Raw genomic sequence first — 26,677 nt, forward strand, 5'->3', positions numbered from 1 at the left:
GGTAATGACGACGCTCGGGTTAGGGTCGACGCCATGGCAGTAATGGACACTGTGGTTCAGACCCTCGACGGTGCGGTCGACGGCAAGCGCGGTCGCGGAGCGCGTCGCGGCACCATCTCATGGCGGGGCATCCCCTTCGCGGAGCCGCCCGTGCGGCAGCACCGGTGGCGGGCACCGCGCCCGGTGACACCCTGGCCGGGGGTACTCGAGTGCTACGACTACGGGGCCGCACCGATCCAGGACAAGCTCTTCACGGCGCGCGGGGCCGGTAAGTTCCAGCCGCGCAGTGAGGATTGTCTGACCCTGAACGTCTTCGCGCCGTCGACCGTCTCGGCTACGCCGCGCCCTGTGATGGTGTTCAACTACGGCGGTGCCTACATCCTCGGCGGCACGTCGACGCCGATCTACGACGGCGCGTACCTCGCTCGGGCGCGCGACGTGATCGTGGTGACGGTGAACTACCGCTACGGTCCGCTCGGATTCCTCGACTTCAGCGAGTACTCGACCGACGAGCGGCCGTTTGACGCCAACGTGGGGCTGCGCGACATGGTCGCCGGTCTGGAGTGGGTGCAGCGCAACATCTCCGCGTTCGGCGGGGATCCGTCGCGGGTGACGGTGTTCGGTGAGAGCGCGGGCGGGTCGGCGGTGCTCACGCTGCTGTCCACGCCGTCCGCGAAGGGACTGTTCTCCGGAGCCATCTCGCAGAGCCCTGCCCCGGACCTGATCGTCAGCAAGGACAATGCGCGCCTGTTCGCCGACGAGTTCGTCCGGATACTGATCGATCCCACCCGGCGCAAGGGGCCCGAGCGCGACGAGCCGCCTCACGATCCGGCGCTGGTGGCACGCGTACTCGGGGGAGCCACCGCGACCGAACTGCTGCGCGCGGGCAACAAGCTGATCGGCTTCACCCGCGGAGCCCGGCTCACCGACCCGATTCCCTTCGCCCCGGTGGTCGACGGCGACTATCTCCCGCAGCATCCGCTCGACGCGGCGCGCGACGGCAACACCATCTCGGTCCCGACCATCATCGGCAACAACAAAGACGAGGGCGAACTGTTCGCCCGGTTCTGGAACATCCTTCCCGACAGCGACCAGGCACTCGTGGGGCTCGGCGACACCGGCGACGCCGATCTGCTGCAGAACCTCTATCCGGTCAAGCGCCGCGATGTGATGATCGCTGCCGATGCGACGTTCTGGACCCCGACGATCCGGTTCGCCGGGTATCACAGTGACCACGCGCCCACGTACGTGTACCGCTTCGACTACGCGCCGCTGCTGCTGAAGGCCACCGGAATCGGTGCGACCCACGCGACCGAACTGCTGGCGGTGTTCGGCACGTACCGGGATCCGATCGGCGTCGGTCTCGCCGCCGCGGGCAGTTGGGGGTCGACGAAGCGGATCACCGCGACGATGCAGTCGATGTGGAGTTGGTTCGCGCGCACCGGCGTGCCCGCACCGGACTGGCCGCGCTATACGCGCGAGGATCGCAGGGTGATGGTGCTGGACGATCCGACGCGCGTGGAGATCGATCCCGACCGGGACCGCCGCGAGGCGTGGGACCGAATTCATCTGGGGGAGCCTTCGTGAGACGTCCCGCGATGATCGCGGCGGTGACGTGCACCGCCGCGATCGCGCTCGCGGGATGTTCCGGCGGGAACGAGTCGGCGGTGTCGCCTTCGGACTCGATCCCGACTCGGGTCACGGCCTCGTCCTCGGTCACGAGCAGCGCCCCGACGCCGGTGCTTCCGCCGCCGTACATCGCGTCGGCCGATTGGGTGCAGACCGAAGTGGGACCGAGCCTGCAGATCGCCCCCACTCCCAACGGCCGGAGGGTGCAGTCGCCGACGGCGGGCGACGAGGCGTGGCGCGAGGTCCTTCGACTCGATCCGGGCGCGGACACCCCGGGGATGAAGGCGCAGTTCGACTGTCACTGGACGTTCGCCCGCATCGTCCAGCCGGACAAGCCGACCTGGAACATCGAACCGAACCGTCCCGTGGTGTCGCCCGAGGAGATGATCTCGAGCCGCTGCAATCCGGGCGGTCCGGAGGAGTAGGGGACCGAGGGTCCCAGGCCGGTCGAGCGAGTCGAGGAGCGTCGCTCGGCCGCCGCCTCAGTCGCGCGACCGCATCCCCACCACGCGGCAGACGAGGTAGATGGCGAACGAGATGGTGGTGACCATCACCGACACGGGGAGTTCGGGCGCGAGCGACAGGATGAGCCCGCCGATGGCGGAGACTCCGGCGAAGACGACCGACAGCACCACCACGACCGTCGGATTGGCCGACAGCCGGACCGCCGCTGCGGCCGGAGTGATCAGCAGGCTCATCACCAGCAGGGCGCCGATGATCTGCACGCCCTGCGCGGCCGCGAGACCGACCAGGATCGCGAACACCACCGACAGCAGCCGCACCGGGACGCCGGACGCCGCGGCGACCCGCGGATCCAGGCTGGCGAACATCAGCGGACGGTAGATGATCGCGTACACCACCACCACGACCGCCGCGGTCACCGCGACGGCGATCAGCCCGGTGCGTCCGACACTCGCCACCTGCCCGGCCAGCAGTGCGAAGCCGGTGCCGACCCGGCCGTAGAGGCTCAAGAACAGCACGCCGAGACCGAGGCCGAAGGCCATGACGGCACCGATCACCGAGTCCCGTTCCCTCGCGCGGCGACCCAGGAGCCCGGACACCGCGGCCGCGAACACCGCGCCGATCACGCCGCCGATGTTCACGCCCACGCCGGCGAGCAGCGCCGCGGCCGCACCGGTGAACGAGAGCTCTGCGGCACCGTGGACGGCGAAACTCATCTGCCGTGCGACGATCATCGGACCCAGCAGGCCGCCGAGCAGCGCGAGCAACGCGATGGCGAGCACCGACTGCTGAACGAAGTCGCGGGAGAGCAGGTCTGCCGTCTGCGAGAAGTTCCAGAAGTTGCCGATGTCGGCGGCGAGCACGGTCGTCGTCGGCGCGATCACAGATCCTCCCCGGCGACCGCGAATCCGGCGTCGGTCCCGAGTACGTCGCCCGGATACTGATGAGCGACGCAGTGGTGATCGTCCTCGCCTCCGATCACCACGAGCCGCCCGCCGATCCGGAGCACCTCCACCGGGCTGCCGTACAGCTCGGTCAGGGTGCGCGTGTTCATCACCTCTTCGACCGCGCCGATGCGGAACGATCCGCCGGCCAGGTAGAGCACGCGGTCGACGAACGGCAGCACCGGATTGAGTTCGTGAGTGACGAACAGGACCGCGGTGTCATCACGCCGCCTCCGGGCGTCGAGCAGATCGACCACCACCCGCTGGCTCGCGAGATCGAGACTGGCGAGCGGCTCGTCGCACAGGAGGATGGCCGGGTCGCGGGTGAGCGCCTGCGCTATCCGGAGCCGTTGCTGCTCGCCGCCCGACAGCAGCCCCAGCGGCCGGTTCGCGAAGCCGGTGGCGCCGACCTGTCGGAGCGCCGAGTCGACGGCGGTGCGCCGACGGGACATACCGCGCAGCCCGATGCCCCAAGCGGAGCCGTCGACGCCGAAACCCACCAGGTCGCGGCCGCGCAGCATCATCGTGTCGGAATCCTCGGCGTGTTGCTGCGGCACGTATCCGAGACTGCCGTGTGCGGAGATGGTCCCGGTGGTGGGTACGGTCTGGCCGAGGATCGCGCGCAGCAGTGAGGTCTTGCCCGAACCGTTGGGGCCGAGGACGGCGATGAACTCGCCGGGCGCGATGTCGAGATCGAGGCCGCGCCAGAGGACGCGGTCGCCGAACTGCAGTCCGACGTCGCGAAAGCTGAGTACCGCGTCGGTCATCCGTTCAACGCCTTCGCCAGCGCGTCGATCTGGCCGCGCTGCCACGCGATGTAGTCGGTCACGCCCTCGGGCAGGCTCTCGGTGAACTCGACCACCGGGATTCCCGCCTTGCGGGCGGTGTCGAGCACGGCCTGAGTGCTCGGGTTGACGGCCTGGCGGTTGTAGATCAGGACCTTGGCGCGGTGCTGGGTCAGCAGATCATCGAACTTCGCGCGGTCGGCGGCCGACGGCGACTGTCCCTGCTCGACGGCGTCGACGAAGCCCGGGGGAGCGATGTCGACCAGTCCGGCGTCGGTGAGGACGGCCGCGGCGAGCGGTTCGGTGGACGCCACCTCGGCGCCGTCGTGGTGCGCCTTGATGTCGGCCAGAGCGGCCCGCAGTCCGTTGATCTGGCTGTTGAAGACGCCGGCGCGGTCGCGGTAGTAGGCGGCGTTGGCCGGGGCGATCTCGGCGAGCTCGTTCGCGATCGCGTTCGCGGTGTCGGCGACGGCGGCGAGGTCGTAGAAGACGTGCTCGTTGCCGCGCGTCTTGTCCGACCGCACGTCCGCGGCCACCACCTCGGCACCCTTCGCGTCGGCGGCCGCCTCCTCCATGAAGTGGTCGTAGTGGTCGCCGTTCATGACGATGAGGTTGGCGTCCTGGACGCGAGCGGTATCCGCACTCGACGGCTCGAACTCGTGGGGATCGCCGTCGGGCGAGGTGTACAGGGCGCTGACGTCGGCGTGTTCGCCGCCCACCGCGCTCGCGACGGAGGCCCACACGTCGGTGGACGCGACGACGACGGGTTTGTCGGTGGGCGCGGGACCGTCGTTGCCGCCGCATGCGGCGGTGGCGACGGCGATGAGGAGGGCGAGGGGCGCCAGGAGGGCGCGGCGCGCGGACCCGGTCTTCGTCATCGGGAGGTTCCTTTGGAAGATAATGAAAATCGTTACCGGGAAAGTGTATTACCGGGGTGCCGTTGATGTCGAAGCGATGCTCAAGTGCGCATGAGTCGCCGCCTGCGCATGTGTCGAGCGCGGCCGGCCGCATTAGGCTGGGGTCATGACCGCTGGCTCCGCCCCGAGACGCATCGCTCTGATCTCGGTGCACACCTCCCCGTTGGCGCAGCCGGGCACCGGTGACGCCGGAGGAATGAACGTCTACGTCTGGCAGACGGCCACCAGGCTGGCGCGCCGCGGTGTGGAGGTCGAGATCTTCACGCGTGCCACGTCGTCGGCGGACGCGCCGGTGGTCGCGGCCGCCCCCGGGGTCACCGTGCGCAATGTGGTCGCGGGTCCCTTCGACGGCCTCGACAAGCGTGACCTGCCGAGCCAGTTGTGCGCGTTCTCGGCGAACGTACTGCGGGCGGAGGCCGCCCAGGAGCCCGGCTACTACGACCTGATCCACTCCCACTACTGGCTCTCGGGCCAGGTCGGCTGGCTCGCGCGCGACCGCTGGGGAGTGCCGCTCGTGCACACCGCGCACACGCTCGCCGCGGTCAAGAACGCCTCGCTGGCGGCGGGGGACGCCGCCGAGCCGATGCTGCGTGTGGTCGGTGAGCAGCAGGTGGTCGACGAAGCGGACCGTCTCGTCGCGAACACCGCCACCGAGGTCGGCGAACTGGTCCAGATGTACGGCGCCGATCCCTCCCGCATCGACGTGGTGGTTCCCGGCGCCGATCTGGACCGCTACTCCCCGGGCGACCGAGCGGCCTCCCGCGCCGCGCTCGGGCTGGATCAGAACGATGTGCTCGTCACCTTTGTCGGCCGGATCCAGCCCTTGAAGGCGCCGGACGTCCTGGTCTCGGCGATGGCGCCGCTGATCGCGGGCGACTCCTCCGGGCGTCTGCGCGTGCTGGTGGTGGGCGGACCGTCGGGCAGCGGACTGGCCCAGCCGTCGGCACTCATGGACCTCACTCGGCAACTGGGAATCGCCGACCGCGTCGACTTCCTGCCGCCGCAGCCGCCGGAGCGGCTGGTGCACGTCTACCGGGCGTCCGATCTGGTGGCGGTGCCGAGTTACTCGGAGAGCTTCGGGCTGGTCGCGATCGAGGCGCAGGCGTGCGGAGTGCCGGTGATCGCCGCGCGCGTGGGCGGACTCGGCGTGGCGGTGGACGACGGCCGCACCGGTGTGCTGGTGGACGGTCACGACATCGGCGTCTGGACCGACCGCCTCGCCGAACTCGTCGCCGACCCGGATCGCCGCGCGGGAATGGGGCGGGCGGCCGCTCTGCATGCGCGGCAGTTCTCGTGGGAGCACACCACCGACGCGCTGCTGGAGAGTTACGACCGAGCGATCGCGGCGTTCGGCGGCGACGTTCGACGCGATGCCGGGCGATTCGGCATCCGACGCTGGAGGAACCGATCGAGGGTGATGGTGTGAACGCAGACGAGACGGCCGCGGCCCTGAGCGCCGCTCTGGACGAGACCGGCATCGAGTACGTCCGGAAGTCGTCGGGCGGTGCGAAGTCCGAGCACTTCGTTCTTGAGCTTCCCGGAGAACGGAAGCTCAAGACCACGGTGCTGCTCACCGCCGGCGCGCACGGGGTCCGAGTGGAGGCCTTCGTCTGCCGCCGCGCGGACGAGAACCTCGAGGCCGTGTACCGGTATCTCCTCAAACGCAATCGCCGGCTCTACGGGGTGGCGTACACCCTCGACAACGTCGGCGACATCTACCTGGTGGGGCGGATCTCCGCGGAGGCGCTCTCGCGCACCGAGGTGGACCGGGTGCTCGGCCAGGTCCTCGAGGCCGCCGACGGCGACTTCAATCAGATCCTCGAGATCGGTTTCCTCACCTCGATCCGTCGCGAATGGGCCTGGCGCAAGGCCCGGGGCGAGTCGATGCGGAACCTCGCGGCCTTCGAGCATCTGATCGACGAGGACGATCTGCCGCAGATCGCGCCCCTCGACGATCCCGACGCGGAACCGGTGTGGTCGGTCGGCGACGCCGGAACAGCCCCGTCGTAGTGTCTCGAATGTCGGGTAGCGTGGGGACCTGACCAACACGACAATGCCCATTGTCGAATATCCCGTCATCTCCAGAAGGGTCACCATGAGCTTCGCATCGCCGTATCCCGACGTCGAGATCCCGAACGTCAGCGTCTACGACTACCTGTTCGGTGGACTCGAGGAGAACGACCTCGACCGGGTCGCGCTCATCGACTCGAAGTCGGGTGCGCAGACCACGTACCGGCAGTTGGTCGGACAGATCGACGCCGCGGCGGGTGCGATCGCGGCGCGCGGGCTCGGCGTCGGCGACGTGGTCGCGATCCTGTCGCCCAACATCCCGGCGTTCGCCACGGTGTTCCACGGCGTGCTCCGCTCCGGCGCGACCGCCACCACGCTCAACGCACTGTTCACCGCACCCGAGATCAAGAAGCAACTCCTCGACTCCGAGGCGAAACTGCTCATCACCATCTCGCTGCTCGCACCGGCCGCGATCGAGGCGGCCCGCGAGGTGGGACTGGCGGACGACGCCGTGATCGTGCTCGACGGCGAGGGCCAGGCGGCCACCGGGCATCCGAACGCCGCCGAACTCCTGGGGGGAGGGCATCGCGCACCGGAGGTGAGCTTCGACCCGGCCACCCACATCGCGGTGCTGCCGTACAGCTCGGGCACCACCGGCAACCCCAAGGGCGTGATGCTCAGTCACCGCAACCTGGTCGCCAACGTCGCGCAGATCGAGCCGCTGCAGGGGATGAAGTCCGACGACGTGATCCTCGCCGTCCTCCCGTTCTTCCACATCTACGGCATGACGGTGCTCCTGAACGCCGCACTCAAGGCCCGGGCGAGCCTGTTCGTGATGCCGCGCTTCGACCTCGTCGAGTTCCTCGAGGGCATCCAGAAGCACAAGGTCACCTATGCCTTCATCGCGCCGCCCGTGGCCGTCGCGCTCGCCAAGCATCCGATCGTCGATCAGTACGATCTGTCGTCGCTGCACACCATGCTCTCCGGCGCGGCGCCGCTGGACGAGGAACTGGGCCAAGCTGTGGCCAAGCGTCTCGGCCTGCACATGCTGCAGGGCTTCGGCATGAGCGAGCTCTCGCCGGTGAGCCACCTGATCCCGTTCGACGGCGGTACGGGCACGCGCGGTGTCGAGGCACCGCTGTCGTCGGTCGGCTGGGCCGTACCGAACTCGGAGAACCGGATCGTCGATCCGGCCACCGGGGAGGACATCGACATCCCCGCCGACGGCGTGTCCGAGCCCGGTGAGCTGTGGGTCCGCGGACCCAACGTGATGGTCGGCTACCTCAACAACGAGGCGGCGACCGCCGAGACCATCGTCGAGGGCGGCTGGCTGCGCACCGGCGACATGGCGACGGTCGACTCGACCGGCTGCGTCACGATCGTCGACCGGCTCAAGGAACTCATCAAGTACAAGGGTTATCAGGTCCCGCCGGCCGAGCTGGAGGCGCTGCTGCTGACGCATCCGAAGATCGCCGACGTCGCGGTGGTCGGCGCGCTCGACGCCGACGGCGAGGAGATCCCGAAGGCCTTCGTCGTGGTCGCCGAGGGCGCGGAGCTGACCGCGGACGAGGTCATGGCGTTCACCGCCGAACGCGTCGCGCCGTACAAGAAGGTCCGGGCCGTCGAGTTCATCTCGGCCGTCCCCAAGTCGGCCTCCGGCAAGATCCTCCGCAAGGATCTGCGGAAGTAGGCGGTCGGGGCGCGTCACTCGGTCGCTCGACCGCCGCGGCCGTATGGGAAACTATGCGGCATGAGCAACGGCACCCTGATCCTGATGCGACACGGCGAGAGCGAATGGAACGCGTCCAACCAGTTCACCGGCTGGGTCGACGTCGCCCTGACCGACAAGGGACGGGCGGAAGCCGTCCGTGCGGGAGAACTGCTGGTGGAACACGATCTGCTGCCCGACGTCCTGTACACGTCGCTGCTGCGCCGTGCCATCACCACCGCGCAGATCGCGCTCGACACCGCCGACCGTCACTGGATCCCGGTGGTCCGCGACTGGCGGCTCAACGAGCGTCACTACGGTGCGCTGCAGGGGCTCAACAAAGCGGAGACGAAGGCGAAGTACGGCGACGAGCAGTTCATGCTGTGGCGCCGCAGCTACGACACCCCGCCGCCCGCGATCGCGCCCGACAGCGAGTACAGCCAGGTCGGCGATCCGCGCTACGCCGGCATCGAGGTGCCCCTCACCGAGTGCCTTCAGGACGTGGTCGAGCGGCTGATCCCGTACTACACCGAGGCCATCGAGGCGGACCTGCGCGCCGGTAAGAACGTTCTGGTCGCCGCCCACGGCAACTCTCTGCGGGCACTGGTGAAGCACCTGGACGGCATCTCGGACGCCGACATCGCCGGGCTGAACATCCCGACCGGCAACCCGCTGCGCTACGACCTCGGCGACGACCTCCGCCCGACCACCGCGGGCGGGGTGTACCTGGATCCCGAGGCCGCGGCCGCGGGTGCGGCAGCCGTTGCGGCGCAGGGCAATAAGTAGCCCGAATCCGCATGGCGCCGCCGGTGTGGCCTGCGCTACATTGGTACGTATGACTGACGGTACTCTAGAGGTCACCCATCTCTCGGTGCAGGAGCGCTACCGCGCCCATCTGACCGACGGAGACGGTGAACCGGTCGAGGTCGGGTACATCGACTACACGCAGGACGGTGATCGGCTCGCGCTGACCCACACCGTCGTCTACGAGCGCTTCGGCGGGCGCGGCTTCGCGGCCCAGTTGGTCAAACACGTTCTCGAGGACGTTCGCGCCAACGGGCAGCGGGTCGTGCCCGTCTGTTCGTATGTTCAGAAGTACGTCGAGAAGCACCCCGAGTACTCGGACATCGTCGTCTCCTGATCGTTAATCTCCCCGCAACCCAGGAGAACCCGGCGTGAACGAGCGCCGAAAACTGTTCGCCCAGGCTGCGAACACCCGTCGATCCGACGTAAGCTTCGGGATGTGTCCGGCGATCGGACACATTCTGTTCGAATGTCGTTGAGGCGAAGCAGGGAGTCGTGCGGCGGAAGACGCGATCACGGTGAGTACCCGATCTGACGAATCCGGTTCGGAGGACACACCACTGGAAGATCTGGTGATCGTCGACGACGGCCGGTCGAGGCCCGACCTCCTCGGACTGATCGTCGCGCACACCACCACCGGGATGGTCGCCGTCGACGAGTTCCACAACGTGGTCCTCTACAACAAGCGCGCCGTCGAACTCGGCATGGTTCGCGACACGATCGCGGACGGAGTGGCCGAGGCCGTCACCGAGGTCTTCGTCACCGGCATCGATCGGCATTTCGATTTCGTTCCGCCGCATTCGTCGCTGGGCTTCCTGTCGACGGGCCGCACCATGCCGCGGCAGGTGGAGAACGTCCGCTGCATCGCACGGCTCGCGTCCCGAGACGGCGAGCGGTACGCCCTGGTGTTCGGCGACGACGACTCCACCAATCAACGGGTGGAGGCCACGCGACGCGACTTCGCCGCCAACGTCTCACACGAGTTGAAGACGCCGCTCGGCGCCATCAGCCTGATGGCCGAGGCGATGCTCGAGTCGCGCGACGACCCCCAGGCGGTGGAGCACTTCGGCCGCCGGGTGCTTAAGGAAGCGACCCGGATGGGCACGCTGGTCAACGAGCTGATCGGGCTGTCGCGCCTGCAGGAAGGCCGGATCCCCGAGTTCCAGGCGGTCGACGTCGACTCGCTGGTGGAGGATGCGGTGGCCGCCGCTGGCGTCTCCGCGGAGGTCGCCGAGATCGAACTCGTCGCTGATGCGGCCAGCGGACTGCAGATCCAGGGCGACCGCACCCTGCTGCTGACCGCACTGTCGAATCTCCTGGTGAACGCCATCAATCACTCGCCCGCGGGCGAGGTGGTCTCGGTGAGCCGCAAGGTGGTGAACCTCGACGACGAGGAGATGGTCGTGATCGCGGTCACCGACCGCGGTATCGGGATCGCACCCGCCGACCAGCAGCGGGTCTTCGAGAGGTTCTTCCGCGTCGACAAGGCGCGGTCGCGCGCGACCGGCGGCACCGGGCTCGGGCTGGCGATCGTCAAGCACGTGGCGGCCAGTCATGGCGGTCACATCGGACTGTGGAGTCGGCCCGGAACCGGATCGACCTTCAGCCTGTACATCCCCATCGACCCGGCTTCACCGAGCGACGACGGGTCGACGAACGCAGAGGAACTCACGAGTTGACGCACGTACTGATTGTCGAAGACGAGGAATCGCTGGCCGATCCGCTGGCCTTCCTGCTCCGTAAGGAGGGGTTCGAGGCCAGCATCGTCAACGACGGTTCGGAGGCGGTCTCGACCTTCGAGCGAGTCAATCCCGACATCGTCCTGCTCGACCTGATGCTGCCGGGTGTCTCCGGCACCGAGATCTGCAAGTCGATCCGGGCCAAGTCGGCGGTGCCGGTCATCATGGTGACCGCGCGTGACAGTGAGATCGACAAGGTCGTCGGACTGGAGCTGGGGGCCGACGACTACGTCACCAAGCCGTACTCGGCACGCGAGCTCATCGCCCGCATCCGCGCGGTCCTGCGGCGCGGGGGAGTGGTGGCCGACGACGAGGACGCCGCCATCGGCGTCGTCGAGGTGGGACCGGTGCGGATGGACGTCCAGCGGCACACGGTGACGGTCTCGGGCGAGGAGGTCACGCTGCCGCTCAAGGAGTTCGACCTCCTGGAGTATCTGCTACGGAACTCCGGCCGGGTGCTCACCCGCAGCCAGCTGATCGACCGGGTGTGGGGCGCCGATTACGTCGGCGACACCAAGACGCTCGACGTGCACGTGAAGCGTCTGCGTTCGAAGGTCGAGCCCGATCCGTCGCAGCCGCGCCATCTCATCACCGTCCGCGGCCTCGGATACAAGTTCGAGCCCTGACAGAGCAGCGGGCCCCGACAGCGCAGCGGGCAGGTGCGGTCACAGCTGTTCGTACTTGATGTCGGTGCTGCGGCGGGAGGTGGCTGCGGCGGTCGCCGGATGCACCGCGACGAGTCCGAGGTCGTTGCGCCGGCGGCAGGCCGCCGCGAGAACCTCGTAGGCCGCCTCGCCGATGAGCTCGATCAATTCGGGCCGGTACGACTCGAAGACCTGCTTGGCGCCCGTGTGCGCCTCGGGTGAGCCGGAGCAGTACCAGTCGAGGTCGTGCCCGCCCTCGCCCCAGCCCCGGCGGTCGAACTCCGTGAGCGTGGTCTTGAGGATCTCACTGCCGTCCGGCCTGGTCACCCAGTCCTGCTCGCGGCGCATCGGCAACTGCCAGCAGACCTCGGGTTTCACCGTCAGCGGCTCGATGCCGCGGCGCAGCGCCATCGAATGCAGCGCACAGCCCTGACCGGCGGGGAATCCCGGGCGGTTGAGGAAGATGCACGCTCCGTCGTGCAGACGGGTCTTGAGCGACGGTTCGCCCTCCAGATCCTCGGCCTCCTCGAGGTAGCCGTCGTCGCCGAGCGGGTCGGGCCCCGAACCGCGGTCGAAGAGCTCCCAGTCGTCGCGCGTCAGGAGCGCCACTCCTGCGGCGAGCTTCTCTCGATCGTCGTCGTCGGTCAGGTAGGCGCCGTGTGTGCAGCAGCCGTCCGACTGCCGGCCGGCGACGATTCCGTGACACGCCGGGGTGCCGAAGACGCAGTTCCACCGCGACAGCAGCCACGTCAGGTCGGCGCTGATCAGGTGCTCGTCGTCGTCGGGGTCGACGAACTCGTACCACTCGCGCGGGAAGTCGAGGGGCACTTCGGGGACGCGGTCATTCCGCCGCTTCTTCCCGGGCTTCTTACTAGAGCCAGACACGGGGTTCCTCCATCGGTACAACGCTCCACGGTAGACCTTCGGCTCGCATCGCCGTCCGCCGCGCAGTAATTTTGGTCAGGTGCGATTAGGAGTGCTCGACGTGGGCAGCAACACCGTTCATCTGCTGGTGGTCGACGCGCATCGGGGCGGTCATCCGACGCCGATGAGTTCGACGAAGGCGGTGCTGCGGCTGGCGGAGGAGATCGACGGCACCGGAAAGATGACCAAGGCCGGTGCGGATTCGCTGACCGCGACAGTCAAGGACTTCACCCGGATCGCCAAGGCCTCGGGCTGCGAGCAGGTGATGGCCTTCGCGACCTCCGCGGTACGCGACGCCACCAACACCGGAGAGGTTCTCGACCAGGTCAAGAAGGCCTCCGGGCTCACCGTCGACGTACTGGAAGGCGTCGACGAGGCGCGGCTGACCTCCCTCGCGGTACGCCGCTGGTACGGCTGGAGCGCGGGCCGGATCCTCACCTTCGACATCGGCGGCGGCAGCCTGGAGATGACCAACGGGGTCGACGAGGAGCCGGATGTCGCGCTGTCGCTGCCGCTCGGCGCCGGGCGGCTGACGCGCGAATGGCTGCCCGGCGACCCGCCGAGCAAACGTCACGTCTCGGTGCTGCGGGACTGGCTCGACGCCGAGCTGAAGCAGCCCGCCAAGGAACTCCGTGCCGCGGGGAAGCCGGATCTGTCGGTGGGTTCGTCGAAGACCTTCCGGTCGCTGGCGCGTCTGACCGGTGCCGCGCCCTCCGGTGCCGGGCCGCGGGTGCGACGGACGCTCACCGTGAGCGGCCTGCGTCAACTGATCGCGTTCATCTCGCGCATGACGGCCGCCGATCGCGCCGATCTGGAGGGGGTCAGCGCCGATCGCGCGGCGCAGATCGTGGGCGGCGCACTGGTGGCGGAGGCGGCGATGAGGGCCACCGGTGTGGATACACTTGAGATCTGTCCGTGGGCTCTGCGGGAGGGCGTCATTCTCCGTCGTCTGGATGCGGAGCCGGCCGGGGCGATGGTGAGCACCGGCTAGTCGATCGACTTTTTACGGGGGTACCCCAGGTATGGCGAAGGATTCCGAACCACGCGCGAAGCCGATCACGGTCTCGGAACTGATCGCTCGATCCGAGTCGAGCGGTTCCGCGTTTCCCAAGTCCGACGAGGACGACCGCCCGACGCGACCGGTCATCGGGGCATCCGGAATGCCGTCGCACGTTCCCGCCGCACCGAAGCTCCCCGACCCCGTAGACGACGCCGATCCGAATGTGGTGACCGGAATCATCCCCATCGTCGACGACGATGACGAGTCGCCGCTGGCGCCGGTGCCCGGCGACGATCTGGTCGGCGTCGACCTGCCGCCGCTGGAGTACCGGTCGGCCGTCACCGATCCGGGCCCGGAGCCGGACCCCGATCTGGTCGGTACCGCGCAGTTGAGCCCGATCACCGACTCGGCGGCCGAGCCGGTGGCAGGCGACGACGTCGCCGACGATCATCGCCGTGTCGCGTCGGCCGCCGATCTGGAGGCCGCGGAGGCCGAAGAGGCCCAGGCCGAGATGGAAGCCCAGCAGCGTGCCGAACACCTCGCCGAAGAGGAGTCGGAGAAGCGCAGGAAGTCGCACAGTCCCTCCGCACTGATGGGCTGGCTGAGTCTGATCGCCGAGGTGGTGATCGGTCTGGCTGCCGGTGCCGGTCTGTTCTGGGGCTTCACCGAACTGTGGAAGCGCTACATCTACCTGGCGCTGATCCTGGCCGTCGTGGTGATCTTCGCGATCGTCACCTTCGCCCACGTCCTGCGGAAACGAGATCTGCCGACCACATTGTTGGCTCTCGGCGTCGGAATGCTGGTGACCATCGGGCCACTGGTCCTTCTGGCGGCCTGAGTCGGTCCCGGTGTCGCAACTGCGTTTCCCGATCCCGATCGGGCTGTCCACCGCGTCGGTCTACCCGCAGAGCACCGAAGCAGCGTTCGGCTACGCCGCCGATCTGGGCTACGACGGGGTCGAGTTGATGGTGTGGGGAGAGGGTGTGAGCCAAGACATCGCCCACGTCGCCCATCTGTCCGCTCGGTACCAGGTGCCGGTGCTCTCGGTTCACGCGCCGTGCCTGCTGATCTCGCAGCGCGTGTGGGGACGTGACCCGAAGGCCAAGCTGCGGCGATCGGTGCAGGCGGCCGAAGACCTGGGGGCGACGACGGTCGTCGTCCACCCGCCCTTCCGCTGGCAGCGCGACTACGTGCGCGGCTTCGACGATCTCGTCAAAGAACTGGAGGCCTCCTCCGATGTGGCGGTGGCCGTGGAGAACATGTTCCCGATGCGGGCCGACAGGTTGTTCGGCGCCGGTCACAAGGCGGCCAGGCGGATGGCCGAGCGGGGCGGGTCTCCGGGACCGAGCGCGTCGGCCTTCGGTAAGTCCATCGATCCCACGGTGGACGGATACGAGCACTACACCCTCGACCTCTCCCACGCCGCGACGGCAGGCGCCGACGCCCTCGCTCTGCAGACGCGGATGGGGGACGGACTCGAGCATCTGCACCTCACCGACGGCACCGGCGCCGCCCACGACGAGCATCTGATCCCCGGGGACGGCTCGCAGCCGTGCATCGAAGTGTGCAAAAGGCTCGCCGACAGCGATTTCTCCGGCGCCGTGATCCTCGAAGTGCACACCGGATCGGCGCGGACCCGGAACGAGCGCGCCGCGATGCTCGCGCGGTCTCTGGACTTCGCCCGCACCCATCTTCACCGCGACCCGAAGGACACTCGGCATGACGACTGATCTGGCCTCCCTGACCGACCTGGAACCGATCGGGGTGAGCTCGGACGGCCGCGCGACCTATCGAGCCCGGATCGATCCGGTCTTCACGATCGGGCCCAAGGTGCACGGCGGGAGCGTTCAGATGGTGGTCGCGGCCGCCGCCGAGCGTGCCTACCGCGATCTGGGCGGGCCGGACCCGCAGGCGGCGGTCCTGGCGGTCTCGAGTGATTTCCTCCGGGCTCCGGATCCGGCGGAGGTCGACGTGACGGTGTCGTCGGTGAAGACCGGCGCGACCGTGTCGCTGGTGCGAGTCGATGTGCGCCAGGACGAGCGCGTCTGCGTGACGTCCACGGTGACGCTCGGGCGCCCGGATCACGGAGACGCGCGCTACCGGGGCCACTCGAGCGTCGCTGACCTGCCGGCCGCCCCGCCGGCGGGCTCGGCCGACCTCTACTCCACGCCGGTCGGCGAGGTGGTGCATCTCGGGGCGGCACTCGACGTGGTTCTGGACATGGACCGTTTCCCGGCGCTTCGCGGCGAGACCGGCGACCCGGTGGTCCGCGGCTGGACTCGACCCAAATGCGCCGACCGCCTGCCCGTCGCCGTGAGCGCGGGGTTCCCGATCCTGGTGTGCGACCTGTCTCCTCCGGTGGTGATGAACCTCGGTATGTTCGGCTGGGCTCCCACGGTGCAGCTGACCACCTACCTGACCAGAGTCCCCGCTCCCGGATGGCTGCGATTCGCGGCCGAGAGCCAGGAGGTGGGGCAGCGGATGTTCGCCGAGGACCACATCGTGGTGGACTCGACCGGTGCGACGGTGGCTCGCTCGCGGCAGCTGGCACTGACTCCCGCCGGGCGATGACTCTCCCCGGCGCTGATACGCAAGACTTCGACAAACTGTGAAAGGTAGTGATCGCCCATGACCGAGCGGGTCGCGATTATCGGTGGCGGCAAGATCGGCGAGGCACTCCTCGCCGGACTGATCAGCGCGGGGAAACCCGTCAAGGACCTGGTGGTCGCCGAGCGCTCGCCGGAGCGGTCGGCCGAGTTGGTCGCCGACTACGGCGTCCGGGTCTCCGACGACATCCCCGACGCCGTCGAGGGGGCGCGCGTGGTCTTCATCGCGGTGAAGCCGGACGCCGTCGACATGGTGCTGCAGAAGCTGTCCGTCGCCGAGGACAACGGCGAACTGGAGCGGATCACGGTCACCCTCGTCGCAGGTATTCCGACGCCGCGGTACGAGGCGGCGCTGCCTGCCGGTTCGCCGGTCATCCGCGTGATGCCGAATACGCCGATGCTGGTGAACGAGGCCATGTCGGCGGTCAGCCCCGGCCGGTACGCCGAAGACGACCAGGTGGCGCTCACCGTGCGCCTCCTCGAATCGGTCGGCAAGGTGATGGTGGTGCCCGAGAAGCTGATGGACGCCGTCACCGCCATCTCCGGCTCCGGTCCGGCGTACTTCTTCCTGATGGTGGAGGCGATGATCGACGCCGGTGTGGCGCTCGGACTGACCCGTCCGCAGGCGAGCGAACTGGCCGTGCAGACGATCAAGGGAGCCGGGTTGCTCCTGAGCGAGTCGGGACTGTCGCCGGTGGAACTGCGCGCGGCCGTCACCTCGCCCGCCGGTACCACCGCGGCGGCGTTGCGCGCGTTCGAGCGCGAGGGCCTGCGGCATGCGGTGAACGAGGCCACGCTGGCTTGCGCGGAGACGAGCGCCAAAACTGCACGTCGAGTGGAAGTTGAGGGTTCGGGCGGAGGCGTCCAGCTGGGCGCCGAGACCGCAAGCGAGCAACAGTAGCGCCTCAGCCTGCGCTTATCCGGGATCTGCCGTCGGCGCGGCGAGTTGCACCCCTGGGATTCCGCCACTCACGTCGCACTTTTCACATTGGTCACGCTAGGCTGCTAGCAGCACGTACGTGTCTGATGTCCGCCGGAGGGGAAGCCGGTGGCCGCGATGCGTGCACTGAAGGTTGGTATTTTCATGGCTGCTGCAGAAAAGCCCGGCGAACGGAATGAATTCACTGATCGCGGAGTCGGCAACTCCTCCGCCACGCAGTTCCTCACCGTCGCCGAAGTCGCATCGCTGATGCGAGTGTCGAAGATGACCGTGTACCGACTCGTCCACAACGGTGAACTGCCGGCTGTGCGCGTCGGCCGGTCGTTCCGCGTTCACGCCAAGGCCGTGCACGAATACTTGGAGACCTCGTACTTCGACGCCGGCTGACCGGTCGAGATCGCCTGCGATCCCCCTCGCGCCCCGCGCCGAGGGGGTTTCGGCGTCTCTCCGGCGGATCCGCCCGAACGGTGGCGTGGGGCTGATTAGCCTCACGTTCGTCCGATCGGTAAGATTATCCGTCAGGTCGCTGTCGCCTGGTTGCAACCCCTGTCGGCGACGGCCCGGCATGAGTCCTCGGGCCAGGCCACATGAGTTCATCAGTACCGATCGTGAGGGAGACCCCATGGGTTCCGTAATCAAGAAGCGCCGCAAGCGCATGTCGAAGAAGAAGCACCGCAAGCTTCTGCGCCGCACGCGAGTCCAGCGCCGCAAGCTCGGCAAGTGAGCCACTCAGAACCCGCCCTCGTGGCGGGTTCTGTGCTTTGCGGGGTCGGCGATAAAGTGGGCCCATGACCGAGGACCGGAGTGGCGAGCAGCCGCCGCGCTCAGTGCTGGTGACCGGGGCGTCCACCTTCCTGGGCGGGTACCTGGTCACCCGATTGGCGGCGAACCCCGACATCGAACGGGTCGTCGCCGTCGACTCCCGAGTGCCGACCAAGGTGCTGATGCGCCGGATGGGACGCGCCGACTTCCTGCGTCTGGACATCCGGCGTCCGGCGATCGCGAAGGCCATCGCGAGCTACGACGTGGACACCTTGGTGCACGCGGCGCCGTCGATCCTCGACAGCGTGGAGCACACCGCCGCGATCAAGGAACTCAACGTGGTCGGCACCATGCAGGTCTGCGCGGCGTGTCAGCGGAGCCCGTCGGTGCGGCGGCTGGTGCTGCGTTCGAGTGCGATGGTCTACGGTGCGGGGCCCAGCGACCCGGGCTTCTTCTCGGAGGGCACGCCGGCGCGCAAGGAGCCGCGGCGGGGCTACGGTCGCGACCTGATCGACATGGAGGGCTATGCGCGCGGACTCGCGCGGCGCCGACAGGACATCGACGTCTCGATCCTGCGGTTCCAGTCGATCCTCGGCCCGCGGATCCGGACCCGCATGAGCGCGTATCTGTCGCTGCCGGTGGTGCCGACGGCCTTCGGGCGTCAGCCCCGGTTCCAGTTCCTTCACGAGGAGGACGCGCTCGCCGCCCTCGAGCACGCCACCCTGAACCGGCGTCCGGGCACCTTCAACATCGCAGGCGACGGTGTGGTGACGCTGTCGCAGTCGGTGTACCGCGCAGGACATCTGAAACTTCCGGTGCCGGCAGGGTTGATCTCGCCGCTGACGGGCGTGCTGCAGGGCGGCGGCCTGCCGGGCATACGGTCGGAGAACACCTCGTACCTGTCCTACGGGCGGGTTCTCGACACCACCCGGATGCGGACCGAGCTCGGCTTCGTTCCGCGGTATTCGTCGCTGGAGACGCTCGACGATTTCATCGAGCGGGGCGGAAGCGAGCCGGTGATCTCGTCGGACACGTGGCGGGCGTTGGAGCATCAGGCCGTCGCGGCGGCGACGCGGCTTCAGTAGACCGGTGTCGCGCGCATACGATATGAGCAGGGTTTTCCAGAGCGGGGGTATCGAAGATGGCAGCGGCCGAACGGCCCGGTGATTCGCGTACGGCGAAGGTCATCGCGCTCTACACGGATCCGAACGCGCAACGACGTTCAGCGGGAACCGGGCATCCGAACACCGACGGTTTCGGCCGCCCCGCCGCCGGCGTGACGCCGATCCACGAGGGCATCGAACTCCACGACGAACCATCCGCCCCGGTCGAACCGGTGCGGCATTCGCCGCTGTTCAGTCTCGGTGGGCTGCGCGGGGCGATTGCGGACTCGCTGATCGCCACCAGCGGGTTCATCAGGGAACGGCTCACCGGCGACTACGAGGTGGACGAGTTCGGTTTCGATCCACACTTCACCGAATCGGTCTTCTTCCCGGCAGTGCGCCAGGTGTACGAGAAGTGGTTCCGTGTAGAGGTGACCGGAGTCGAGAACCTGCCGACCGCCGGAGCCGGCCTGCTGGTGGCGAACCATGCGGGATCGATCCCGATCGACGCGGTGATCACCTCGCTCGCCGTGCGCGACAACCATCCCGAGGGCAGGTACCTCCGACTGCTGGCCGCCGACATGGCGTTCGAGACGCCGGTGGTCGGAGACCTGGCCCGGCGGGTGGGCGCGACCCTGGCGTGCAACGACGACGCCGACGCGCTGCTGCGTCGCGGGGAGCTCACGGCGGTGTGGCCCGAGGGGTACAAGGGCATCGGCAAGCTCTACAAGGACCGCTACAAGCTGCAGCGCTTCGGCCGCGGCGGATTCGTGACCACCGCATTGCGCACCGGTGCGCCGATCATCCCGGTCTCGATCGTCGGATCGGAGGAGATCTACCCGATGATCGCCGACCTGAAACCGCTGGCGCGGGCACTCGGTCTGCCGTACTTCCCGATCACGCCGCTGTTCCCGTGGCTGGGGCCGCTCGGGGTGATCCCCCTCCCGTCCAAGTGGCACATCCACTTCGGCAAGCCCATCCGGACCGACGGTTACGACGAATCGGCCGCCGACGACCCGATGACCGTCTTCGACCTCACCGATCACGTCCGCGAGGAGATTCAGCAGACCCTCTTCCGGATGCTGAGCCGCAGGGGCTCGGTCTACCTCGGCTAGCGGCACCGCCAGCCGGCCACCGCGCACTGGTGATCGGCGTCGCTGCCCGCCGCCAGGACCGTTCCGTCGGCTCGCAGGCCCAGGCTGTGCTCCGCGCCCGCCGCGACGGCGACCACATCCCGCCACGACGACACGGCGCACTGTCCGCGACTGTCGTCCCCCGCGGCCAGCACACGTCCGCGCTCGTCGACTCCCAGCACGTGGTGGCTGCCCGCGGCGATGTCGACGATCCCTCGCCATCGGCCCGTCTCGGCCAGGCCGTCGCCGGTGGTCAGCACCCGGCCGTCGCGGGTGACCGCCACCGTGTGCAGAGAGCCTGCGGCGACAGCGCGGACCCGTCGCCAGTCCGCGACCTCGCACTGGCCGCGACGATCGTTGCCCGTCGCGACCACGGTGCCGTCATGGCGGAGGCCCACTGAGTGCCAGTCTCCGGCCGCAACAGCCACCACGTCTCTCCAGCAGCCCACCTCGCACGCACCTTCCGCGGTGCGTCCGGCGGCCGCCACCGTCCCGTCGGCCAGGACCCCGAGGGTCCGGCGCCAGCCGGCGGCGATGGCGACGACCCCGGTCCAGTCGGAGACCTCGCACTGGCGGTCGCCGTTCCACCCGGTCGCCGTCACCGTCCCGTCGGCGCGCAAGCCGACGGTGTGCGAGCGGCCGGTGTTGGCAGCGGCGTGGACGTTGCCCGCCGCCACGGCGACCACCTCACGCCAGTGGCTCACGGCGCACTCGGGAGCATTCGGCCTGCCTGCGGCGACCACGCGGCCGTCCCGCCGGACTCCGACGGAGTGGCGGCGCCCGGCCGCGATGACGGGACGCGGATTCACCGCCGGGTCACCTGCGGCGCAGCACCTTCGATGCGACCGCGGCCGCGCCGCCCGCGGCACCGACCACCATGGCGGTCTGCACGCCGTACTTCGCCGCTTTGCGTGCGGTGCGGAAGTCGTACTGCTCCCAGCCCCGCACGCGGGCGATCTCACGCAGGTCGGGGTCCGGGTTGATCGCGACGGCGGTGCCGACCAACGAGAGCATCGGAACGTCGTTGTGCGAGTCGGAGTACGCGGTGCAGCGTTTGAGGTTGAGGCCCTCGCGGACGGCGATCGTGCGGACCGCGTGAGCCTTGCCCGGACCGTGCAGGATGTCGCCGACGAGCCTGCCGGTGAAGACGCCGTCGACGCTCTCGGCCACGGTTCCGAGCGCGCCGGTGAGCCCGAGCCGCTTGGCGATGGTCTGTGCGAGTTCGACCGGAGTGGCGGTGACGAGCCAGACCTGCTGTCCCGCATCCAGATGCCGTTGGGCGAGCGCCGCGGTGCCCGGCCAGATCTTGTCGGCGATGTACTCGTCGTAGATCTCCTCGCCGAGTCGGACGAGTTCGGCGGTCTCACGCCCGGCGATGAACGACAGCGCCTTGTCTCGGCCCTCGGCGACGTCGCCGGCGTTCTCCTTGCCGGTGATCCGGAACTTGGCCTGCTGCCACGCGAATTCCATGATGTCGGTGTAGGAGAAGTAGTTCCGTGCGGCGAGGCCGCGGGCGAACAGCACGATCGACGCACCGTGCACCAGCGTGTTGTCGACGTCGAAGAAGGCGGCTCCGGTCAGGTCGGTGACCTGGCCGCCGTCCGTGTCGGGGGTCCGCGCGCGCAGTGATTCGATCGCGGCCTTCGCGGCGGCCTCGCCGGCGAGCACCTGGCGGAGTTCGCCGGCCGTCTGACGGAACCGGCCGGCGCGCTGGGAGATCCATTCGCCGACCCGTCGAGCGTCCTCATCCTCCGAACGCTCCTCCGCACGGCCGGCTTCGCTCCCGTCCGGACCGTCGAGCAGGCCGCCGTCCCGGTCCTCGCGCGGTTCGTCGTCGTGCGCCACGTCGTACTGCTCCGCCTCCAACTCGGCGGCCTCGTGCCGGTCCGCCTCGAGCTCGGCCGCCTCCTCGGCGGTGAGGTCCTCCGAATCGGGACGGTCCATCGAGTCGCGGCTCACGGGCCACCCTCCTTCTCCTGGGCGGAATCGGTCGGAGTCCAGCCTATCGCGGGACGGGGCCGGTCGCGCCGGGCCCGTGCGGGGTGGACGGCGGTGATCTTTCGTACACTCGCGGTGTGGAAGCAGTCGTCGAATTGATGTCGCGCACCGGATGTTCGGCGTGTGCCCGCGCCGAAGAGGAACTGCGGGGGATCCTGGCCGACTACGGGCTGGCGATGCAGGTGATCGACGTCGATCGACGTGCACGGGAGGGCGACCCGCTGCCGCGCGCCGAGTACGGCGACCGGCTCCCGGTGGTCGTCCTGAACGGCGTCGAGCACAGTTACTGGGAAGTCGACGAGGGCCGTCTGCGTGCCGACCTGGAGGCCCTGCGGTAGCGGCCGCGGTGTGCGTGCGAGCGTGCATTTGCCTGTGCGCTTGATCTAGCCTGAAAACTGTATGTCCACTCGGCCGACCGGGCCGGGGCTGGAAAGAGGAGCGAGCACCGGCGGGTGGTCGGCGGGCATCGAGGTGTCTCCGGCGACGGCGGGTGGGAGGCGTGTCACTGTGAGTGTCTTGTTGTTCGGCGTGTCCCATCGGAGTGCTCCGGTATCGGTCCTCGAACGACTCGCCGTCTCCGACTTCGACCGCCCGAAGCTGGTCGACGCGCTGTTGTCCTCACGCACCGTCTCGGAGGCCATGCTGGTCTCCACCTGCAACCGAGTCGAGATCTACGCCGTCGTGGACGCTTTTCACCCCGCCCTCGAAGCCGTCGGCAGGGTGATCGGAGACCACAGCGGGCTCTCGGTCGCCGAACTCACCGACCACGCCTATGTGCGGTACTCGGAGGCGGCGGTGGAGCATCTGTTCACCGTGGCCGCGGGTCTTGACTCGATGGTGGTCGGCGAACAGCAGATCCTCGGGCAGATCCGGTCCGCGTACTCCGACGCCGATGACAACCAGTCGGCGGGCAGCACGCTGCACGAGCTGGCGCAGAAGGCGCTCCGGGTCGGCAAACGCGTCCACACGGAGACCGGCATCGACCGCGCAGGCGCCTCGGTGGTCTCGGTGGCCATCCATCGCGCCAAAGCCATCCGGGGCGATCAGGCGCCGATCCGCCGAGCCGTCGTTCTCGGTGCCGGCGCCATGGGGTCGCTGGCGACGAGCCGGCTGGCCGGCGACGGCGTCACCGACATCACCGTCGTCAACCGCACCGCGGCGCGCGCGGACGAGGTCGCCGCGACGGTGGCGGAGAAGTACGGGATCACCGCGCGCGGAGCCACTTTCGACGACATCGCGACGGTGATGGCCGACGCCGACATCGTCGTCACCTGTACCGGTTCGGTGGCCGCGGTGGTCCAGGTGGGCGACGTGCACTCCGCGCTGACTCGACGGACCAACGTGGCACCGCTGATGATCTGCGACCTCGGTCTCCCGCGCGACGTGGATCCAGCCGCGGGCCGGCTGCCCGGCGTGCACATCGTCGACATCGAGGGTCTGCGCGGCGACGACCAGACCCGCGCGGCCGAAGCCGATGCGCTCGCGGCCCGCTCCATCGTCGCGGGCGAGCTGGCCGAGTACCTCGCGGTGCAGCGTCAGGCGGAGGTCACCCCCACCGTCGCCGCACTCCGTCAGCGGGCCGCGGACGTGGTGGAGGCGGAGATCCTGCGACTCCAGAGCCGGTTGCCGGACCTCGACAGTGGCCAGCGCGACGAGGTGGCCAAAGCGGTGCGCCGCGTGGCGGACAAACTGCTGCACGCCCCGACCGTTCGGGTCAAGCAACTCGCGTCGTCCGGTCGCGGTGACCACTACGCGGAGGCACTCCGCGAACTGTTCGAACTCAAGCCCGGGGCGGCCGAGTCCGTCGCGGCTTCCGAGTCGGGCATCGACGAACTGCGCTGACCGCTCCGGTCGGCGCAGGCATCACCACATCCAGCAGAACAGGACGAGTCAATCGTGCAGGATTCCGCCAGCCGGACCATTCGCATCGGGACCCGCGGGTCGCTGTTGGCGACCACGCAGGCGCAGGACATCGCCGACCGGCTCACGGCGGCCGGGCACCCCGCGGAGCTGAAGATCATCAGCACCGCGGGCGATACGTCGACCGCGCCGGTGGCGCAGATCGGCGTCGGCGTCTTCACCACCGCGATCCGGCTGGCGTTGCGCGCCGGCGAATGCGACGTCGCGATCCACTCGTACAAGGATCTGCCCACCGCGCCCGAGGACGATCTCGCCATGGGTGCGGTGCCGACTCGGGTGGATCCCCGAGACGCGCTGGTCAGCCGTGGTGGCATGGTGCTCGGTGAGCTGCCGAGCGGCTCGGTGATCGGCACCTCGTCGCCCCGACGTGCCGCGCAGCTTAGAGCACTGGGTCTCGGTTTGGAAATTCGCCCCCTAAGAGGCAACCTTGATTCTCGGTTGGGCAGAGTCGCGAGCGGTGAGCTGGACGCGATTGTGGTAGCCCGAGCCGGGCTGGTGCGGATCGGCAAGGCCGATGTCGTCACCGAGGCACTTGACCCCTTGGTCATGCTGCCGGCACCGGCACAGGGCGCCCTGGCTGTGGAATGTCGTTCCGACGATGCCGAACTGGTGAGAATTCTCGCCGAGTTGGACGATCCGTCCACCCGCGCAGCGGTCGACGCCGAGCGTGCGGTACTCGCGGCCCTGGAGGCCGGGTGCACCGCGCCGGTCGGTGCGCTTGCCGAGGTGGTCGAATCGATCGACGACGATGGGCGCATCTTCGCCGAACTGTCGCTCCGTGCGGTGGTGGCGGCCGAAGACGGATCCGAAGTGATCCGGGCTTCGGTGGTGGGCCCGGTCGATCGGGCCGCACAACTCGGCAAGGACCTCGCCGCCGAACTGCTCGAGCTCGGTGCCGCCGCACTGGTCCCCAAGGGGGACTAGCCCGCGGCCACGCCGAACCCGCGCAGTAGGAGAACCTTTATCCCGCCGTGGCGGGGTAGGAACGAACTGCAGCCCCGGGGGCGGGGCAGGAGAGTGCGAACGCATGAGCCGTACGAAGAATGCTAATCCCGGCCGGATCCTGTTCGTGGGGTCGGGTCCCGGAAATCCGGATCTGCTTACCGTGCGAGCGCAAAACGTCCTGGTGAACGCGACCTCCGCGTACGTCGATCCCGACGTGCCCGCCGGTGTGCTCGCGGTGATCGGTTCGGCGCACGCCGTGGCCGAGCCCGCGCCGACCAGGGCCGGCCGCAAGGCCGCCGCCGAGCAGGCGTCCGAGGCGCCCGAGGTGACCAAGCCCGCGCTCGGTGATCCCGCGCAGGTCGCCAAGACGCTCGTCGCCGAGGCCAAGACCGGAGTCAACGTCGTTCGCGTGGTCGCGGGCGACCCGATGAGCTCCGACGCCGTTCTCGCCGAGGTCACCGCCGTGGCCCGGACCAGCGTGCCCTTCGAGGTGCTGCCGGGCATTCCGGCGGCCTCCGCCGTCCCGAGCTTCGCCGGCATGCCGCTGGGATCGGGTCACACCGTCGCCGACGTGCGCGGCGACGTCGACTGGGCGGCTCTGGCCGCGGCACCCGGCCCGCTGATCCTGCACGCCACCTCTGGCCACCTCGCCGAACTCGCCAGCGCGCTGACCGAGCACGGTCTCGCGCCGCAGACACCGGTCGCGATCACCGTGAACGGCACCACCTGCGCGCAGCGGACCATCGAGGCGACGCTGGCGACCCTCAACGAGAACGGCAACGCTCTCAACGGCCCCCTGGTGGTCACCGTCGGAAAGATCGTGACCCAGCGGGGCAAGTTCTCGTGGTGGGAGTCGCGGGCGCTGTACGGCTGGACGGTCCTGGTGCCGCGCACCAAGGACCAGGCGGTCGACATGAGCGATCGACTCGTCTCGCACGGAGCCATCCCCAAGGAGGTGCCGACCATCGCGGTGGAGCCGCCGCGCAGCCCGGCGCAGATGGAGCGCGCGGTGAAGGGCCTGGTGGACGGCCGGTACCAGTGGGTCGTGTTCACCTCCACCAACGCTGTTCGCGCCGTCTGGGAGAAGTTCGCCGAGTTCGGTCTGGACGCGCGCGCCTTCTCCGGTGTGAAGATCGCCTGCGTCGGAGAGGGGACCGCGGCGAAGGTCCGCTCGTTCGGTGTGGAGCCGGAACTGCTGCCGACCGGCGAGCAGAGTTCGCTCGGCCTGCTCGAGGTGTTCCCGCCTTACGACGAGGTCTTCGACCCGGTGGACCGCATCCTGCTTCCGCGTGCCGACATCGCCACCGAGACGCTCTCGGAGGGCCTGCGCGATCGCGGTTGGGAGATCGACGACGTGACCGCGTACCGCACCGTGCGCGCCGCACCGCCGCCCGCCGAGACGCGCGAGATGATCAAGACCGGCGGCTTCGACGCGGTCTGCTTCACCTCGAGCTCCACCGTCCGGAACCTGGTCGGCATCGCGGGCAAGCCGCACGCACGGACCATCGTCGCGTGCATCGGTCCCAAGACGGCCGAGACGGCGGTCGAGTTCGGTCTGCGCGTGGACGTGCAGCCCGAGACGGCGTCGATCGTCGATCTGGTCGACGCGCTGGCCGCACACGCCGCACAGCTGCGTGCCGAGGGGGCGCTGCCTCCGCCGCGCAAGAAGTCCCGACGTTCGCGGTCGTGAGGTGAGCTAGCGAG

Annotated in this window: 28 protein-coding genes; 22 read left to right on the forward strand and 6 right to left on the reverse strand. The window is 69.0% G+C overall.

Features of this window, described 5'->3' with window-relative positions:
* Window positions 1–33 precede the first annotated feature (33 nt).
* Window positions 34–1,587: a carboxylesterase/lipase family protein gene (locus tag GSI01S_RS00455; protein ID WP_006894277.1), complete on the forward strand. Its 1,554-nt coding sequence runs from the start codon at window positions 34–36 to the stop codon at window positions 1,585–1,587.
* A gap of 11 nt (window positions 1,588–1,598) precedes the next feature.
* Window positions 1,599–2,054 carry a DUF2599 domain-containing protein gene (locus tag GSI01S_RS00460; protein WP_006894278.1) on the forward strand — a complete coding sequence of 152 codons (456 nt, stop codon included), beginning with the start codon at window positions 1,599–1,601 and terminating at the stop codon, window positions 2,052–2,054.
* Window positions 2,055–2,111: 57 nt separating this feature from the next.
* Here GSI01S_RS00460 and GSI01S_RS00465 read toward each other — a convergent pair whose 3' ends face one another.
* Genes GSI01S_RS00465 through GSI01S_RS00475 form a run of 3 tightly spaced genes read right to left on the reverse strand, consistent with a single transcriptional unit; the run spans window position 2,112 to window position 4,698 of the window.
* Entirely contained in the window at window positions 2,112–2,975 is an 864-nt protein-coding gene (locus GSI01S_RS00465; protein WP_006894279.1) for a metal ABC transporter permease, read from the reverse strand.
* A complete protein-coding gene (locus GSI01S_RS00470; protein ID WP_006894280.1) occupies window positions 2,972–3,802 on the reverse strand; it encodes a metal ABC transporter ATP-binding protein in 831 nt (276 codons plus the stop codon). The genes GSI01S_RS00465 and GSI01S_RS00470 overlap by 4 nt, the downstream gene beginning before the upstream one ends.
* Window positions 3,799–4,698 (reverse strand): metal ABC transporter solute-binding protein, Zn/Mn family, encoded by a 900-nt coding sequence (locus GSI01S_RS00475; protein WP_006894281.1) that lies wholly within the window; start codon window positions 4,696–4,698, stop codon window positions 3,799–3,801. Before GSI01S_RS00475 ends, GSI01S_RS00470 begins: the two co-directional genes overlap by 4 nt.
* Window positions 4,699–4,843: 145 nt before the next feature.
* On the opposite strand from GSI01S_RS00475, the gene mshA reads away from it, so the two are divergent.
* The 7 genes from mshA to GSI01S_RS00510 all read left to right on the forward strand — a co-directional run bounded on the left by mshA (window position 4,844) and on the right by GSI01S_RS00510 (window position 11,624).
* Complete coding sequence (gene mshA / locus GSI01S_RS00480) at window positions 4,844–6,163, forward strand: D-inositol-3-phosphate glycosyltransferase (RefSeq protein ID WP_006894283.1); 1,320 nt, start codon at window positions 4,844–4,846, stop codon at window positions 6,161–6,163.
* Window positions 6,160–6,747 (forward strand): type III secretion system chaperone family protein, encoded by a 588-nt coding sequence (locus GSI01S_RS00485; protein ID WP_006894284.1) that lies wholly within the window; start codon window positions 6,160–6,162, stop codon window positions 6,745–6,747. The genes mshA and GSI01S_RS00485 overlap by 4 nt, the downstream gene beginning before the upstream one ends.
* 85 nt (window positions 6,748–6,832) lie before the next feature.
* Window positions 6,833–8,437, forward strand: coding sequence for an AMP-binding protein (locus tag GSI01S_RS00490; RefSeq protein WP_006894285.1), 1,605 nt, complete (start codon window positions 6,833–6,835; stop codon window positions 8,435–8,437).
* Window positions 8,438–8,497: 60 nt separating this feature from the next.
* On the forward strand, window positions 8,498–9,241 hold the full coding sequence (locus GSI01S_RS00495) for a phosphoglyceromutase (protein ID WP_006894287.1): 744 nt from the start codon (window positions 8,498–8,500) through the stop codon (window positions 9,239–9,241).
* A gap of 49 nt (window positions 9,242–9,290) precedes the next feature.
* Window positions 9,291–9,596, forward strand: coding sequence for a GNAT family N-acetyltransferase (locus tag GSI01S_RS00500; protein ID WP_006894288.1), 306 nt, complete (start codon window positions 9,291–9,293; stop codon window positions 9,594–9,596).
* Between the two features lie 181 nt (window positions 9,597–9,777).
* Window positions 9,778–10,938 (forward strand): sensor histidine kinase, encoded by a 1,161-nt coding sequence (locus GSI01S_RS00505; RefSeq protein WP_006894289.1) that lies wholly within the window; start codon window positions 9,778–9,780, stop codon window positions 10,936–10,938.
* Entirely contained in the window at window positions 10,935–11,624 is a 690-nt protein-coding gene (locus GSI01S_RS00510) for a winged helix-turn-helix domain-containing protein (protein WP_006894290.1), read from the forward strand. The genes GSI01S_RS00505 and GSI01S_RS00510 overlap by 4 nt, the downstream gene beginning before the upstream one ends.
* A 39-nt stretch (window positions 11,625–11,663) precedes the next feature.
* Here the strand turns inward: GSI01S_RS00510 and GSI01S_RS00515 are convergent, their stop codons facing one another.
* Window positions 11,664–12,527 (reverse strand): DUF3109 family protein, encoded by an 864-nt coding sequence (locus GSI01S_RS00515; protein WP_006894291.1) that lies wholly within the window; start codon window positions 12,525–12,527, stop codon window positions 11,664–11,666.
* A gap of 79 nt (window positions 12,528–12,606) precedes the next feature.
* Between GSI01S_RS00515 and GSI01S_RS00520 the strand changes: the two genes are divergently transcribed.
* The 9 genes from GSI01S_RS00520 (at window position 12,607) to GSI01S_RS00555 (ending at window position 20,092) form a co-directional block, all read left to right on the forward strand.
* Entirely contained in the window at window positions 12,607–13,557 is a 951-nt protein-coding gene (locus tag GSI01S_RS00520) for a Ppx/GppA family phosphatase (protein ID WP_006894292.1), read from the forward strand.
* A 31-nt stretch (window positions 13,558–13,588) separates the two neighbouring features.
* Entirely contained in the window at window positions 13,589–14,404 is an 816-nt protein-coding gene (locus tag GSI01S_RS00525; protein WP_006894293.1) for an Rv0497 family membrane protein, read from the forward strand.
* A gap of 10 nt (window positions 14,405–14,414) precedes the next feature.
* Window positions 14,415–15,296, forward strand: a complete 882-nt coding sequence (locus tag GSI01S_RS00530; RefSeq protein WP_006894294.1) for a sugar phosphate isomerase/epimerase family protein — start codon at window positions 14,415–14,417, stop codon at window positions 15,294–15,296.
* Window positions 15,286–16,137 carry a thioesterase family protein gene (locus GSI01S_RS00535; RefSeq protein WP_006894295.1) on the forward strand — a complete coding sequence of 284 codons (852 nt, stop codon included), beginning with the start codon at window positions 15,286–15,288 and terminating at the stop codon, window positions 16,135–16,137. The genes GSI01S_RS00530 and GSI01S_RS00535 overlap by 11 nt, the downstream gene beginning before the upstream one ends.
* 57 nt (window positions 16,138–16,194) lie before the next feature.
* Window positions 16,195–17,073 carry a pyrroline-5-carboxylate reductase gene (proC, locus tag GSI01S_RS00540; RefSeq protein WP_006894296.1) on the forward strand — a complete coding sequence of 293 codons (879 nt, stop codon included), beginning with the start codon at window positions 16,195–16,197 and terminating at the stop codon, window positions 17,071–17,073.
* Window positions 17,074–17,256: 183 nt separating this feature from the next.
* Window positions 17,257–17,499, forward strand: a complete 243-nt coding sequence (locus GSI01S_RS00545) for a helix-turn-helix domain-containing protein (RefSeq protein WP_039866574.1) — start codon at window positions 17,257–17,259, stop codon at window positions 17,497–17,499.
* A gap of 235 nt (window positions 17,500–17,734) precedes the next feature.
* Complete coding sequence (locus GSI01S_RS19670; protein ID WP_003402602.1) at window positions 17,735–17,836, forward strand: 30S ribosomal protein bS22; 102 nt, start codon at window positions 17,735–17,737, stop codon at window positions 17,834–17,836.
* Window positions 17,837–17,900: 64 nt separating this feature from the next.
* A complete protein-coding gene (locus GSI01S_RS00550; RefSeq protein WP_006894298.1) occupies window positions 17,901–18,959 on the forward strand; it encodes an NAD-dependent epimerase/dehydratase family protein in 1,059 nt (352 codons plus the stop codon).
* A gap of 56 nt (window positions 18,960–19,015) precedes the next feature.
* Complete coding sequence (locus GSI01S_RS00555; protein ID WP_006894299.1) at window positions 19,016–20,092, forward strand: lysophospholipid acyltransferase family protein; 1,077 nt, start codon at window positions 19,016–19,018, stop codon at window positions 20,090–20,092.
* Here GSI01S_RS00555 and GSI01S_RS00560 read toward each other — a convergent pair.
* Both GSI01S_RS00560 and GSI01S_RS00565 read right to left on the reverse strand, forming a co-directional pair.
* Window positions 20,089–20,919 carry an RCC1 domain-containing protein gene (locus tag GSI01S_RS00560; protein WP_006894300.1) on the reverse strand — a complete coding sequence of 277 codons (831 nt, stop codon included), beginning with the start codon at window positions 20,917–20,919 and terminating at the stop codon, window positions 20,089–20,091. The two genes, GSI01S_RS00555 and GSI01S_RS00560, sit on opposite strands and share 4 nt — an antisense overlap.
* Window positions 20,920–20,926: 7 nt before the next feature.
* Window positions 20,927–22,069: an HAD family hydrolase gene (locus GSI01S_RS00565; RefSeq protein ID WP_006894301.1), complete on the reverse strand. Its 1,143-nt coding sequence runs from the start codon at window positions 22,067–22,069 to the stop codon at window positions 20,927–20,929.
* 137 nt (window positions 22,070–22,206) lie between these two features.
* On the opposite strand from GSI01S_RS00565, the gene GSI01S_RS00570 reads away from it, so the two are divergent.
* From GSI01S_RS00570 to GSI01S_RS00585, 4 genes are all read left to right on the forward strand, one after another.
* Window positions 22,207–22,446, forward strand: a complete 240-nt coding sequence (locus GSI01S_RS00570) for a glutaredoxin family protein (protein WP_006894302.1) — start codon at window positions 22,207–22,209, stop codon at window positions 22,444–22,446.
* A 169-nt stretch (window positions 22,447–22,615) separates the two neighbouring features.
* A complete protein-coding gene (locus GSI01S_RS00575) occupies window positions 22,616–23,950 on the forward strand; it encodes a glutamyl-tRNA reductase (protein WP_006894303.1) in 1,335 nt (444 codons plus the stop codon).
* A 54-nt stretch (window positions 23,951–24,004) separates the two neighbouring features.
* Entirely contained in the window at window positions 24,005–24,952 is a 948-nt protein-coding gene (gene hemC, locus GSI01S_RS00580) for a hydroxymethylbilane synthase (protein WP_006894304.1), read from the forward strand.
* Window positions 24,953–25,055: 103 nt separating this feature from the next.
* On the forward strand, window positions 25,056–26,663 hold the full coding sequence (locus GSI01S_RS00585; RefSeq protein ID WP_006894305.1) for a bifunctional uroporphyrinogen-III C-methyltransferase/uroporphyrinogen-III synthase: 1,608 nt from the start codon (window positions 25,056–25,058) through the stop codon (window positions 26,661–26,663).
* Window positions 26,664–26,677: the final 14 nt, after the last annotated feature.

Source organism: Gordonia sihwensis NBRC 108236, from assembly GCF_000333035.1.
In the GTDB taxonomy this organism is placed as follows: domain Bacteria; phylum Actinomycetota; class Actinomycetes; order Mycobacteriales; family Mycobacteriaceae; genus Gordonia; species Gordonia sihwensis.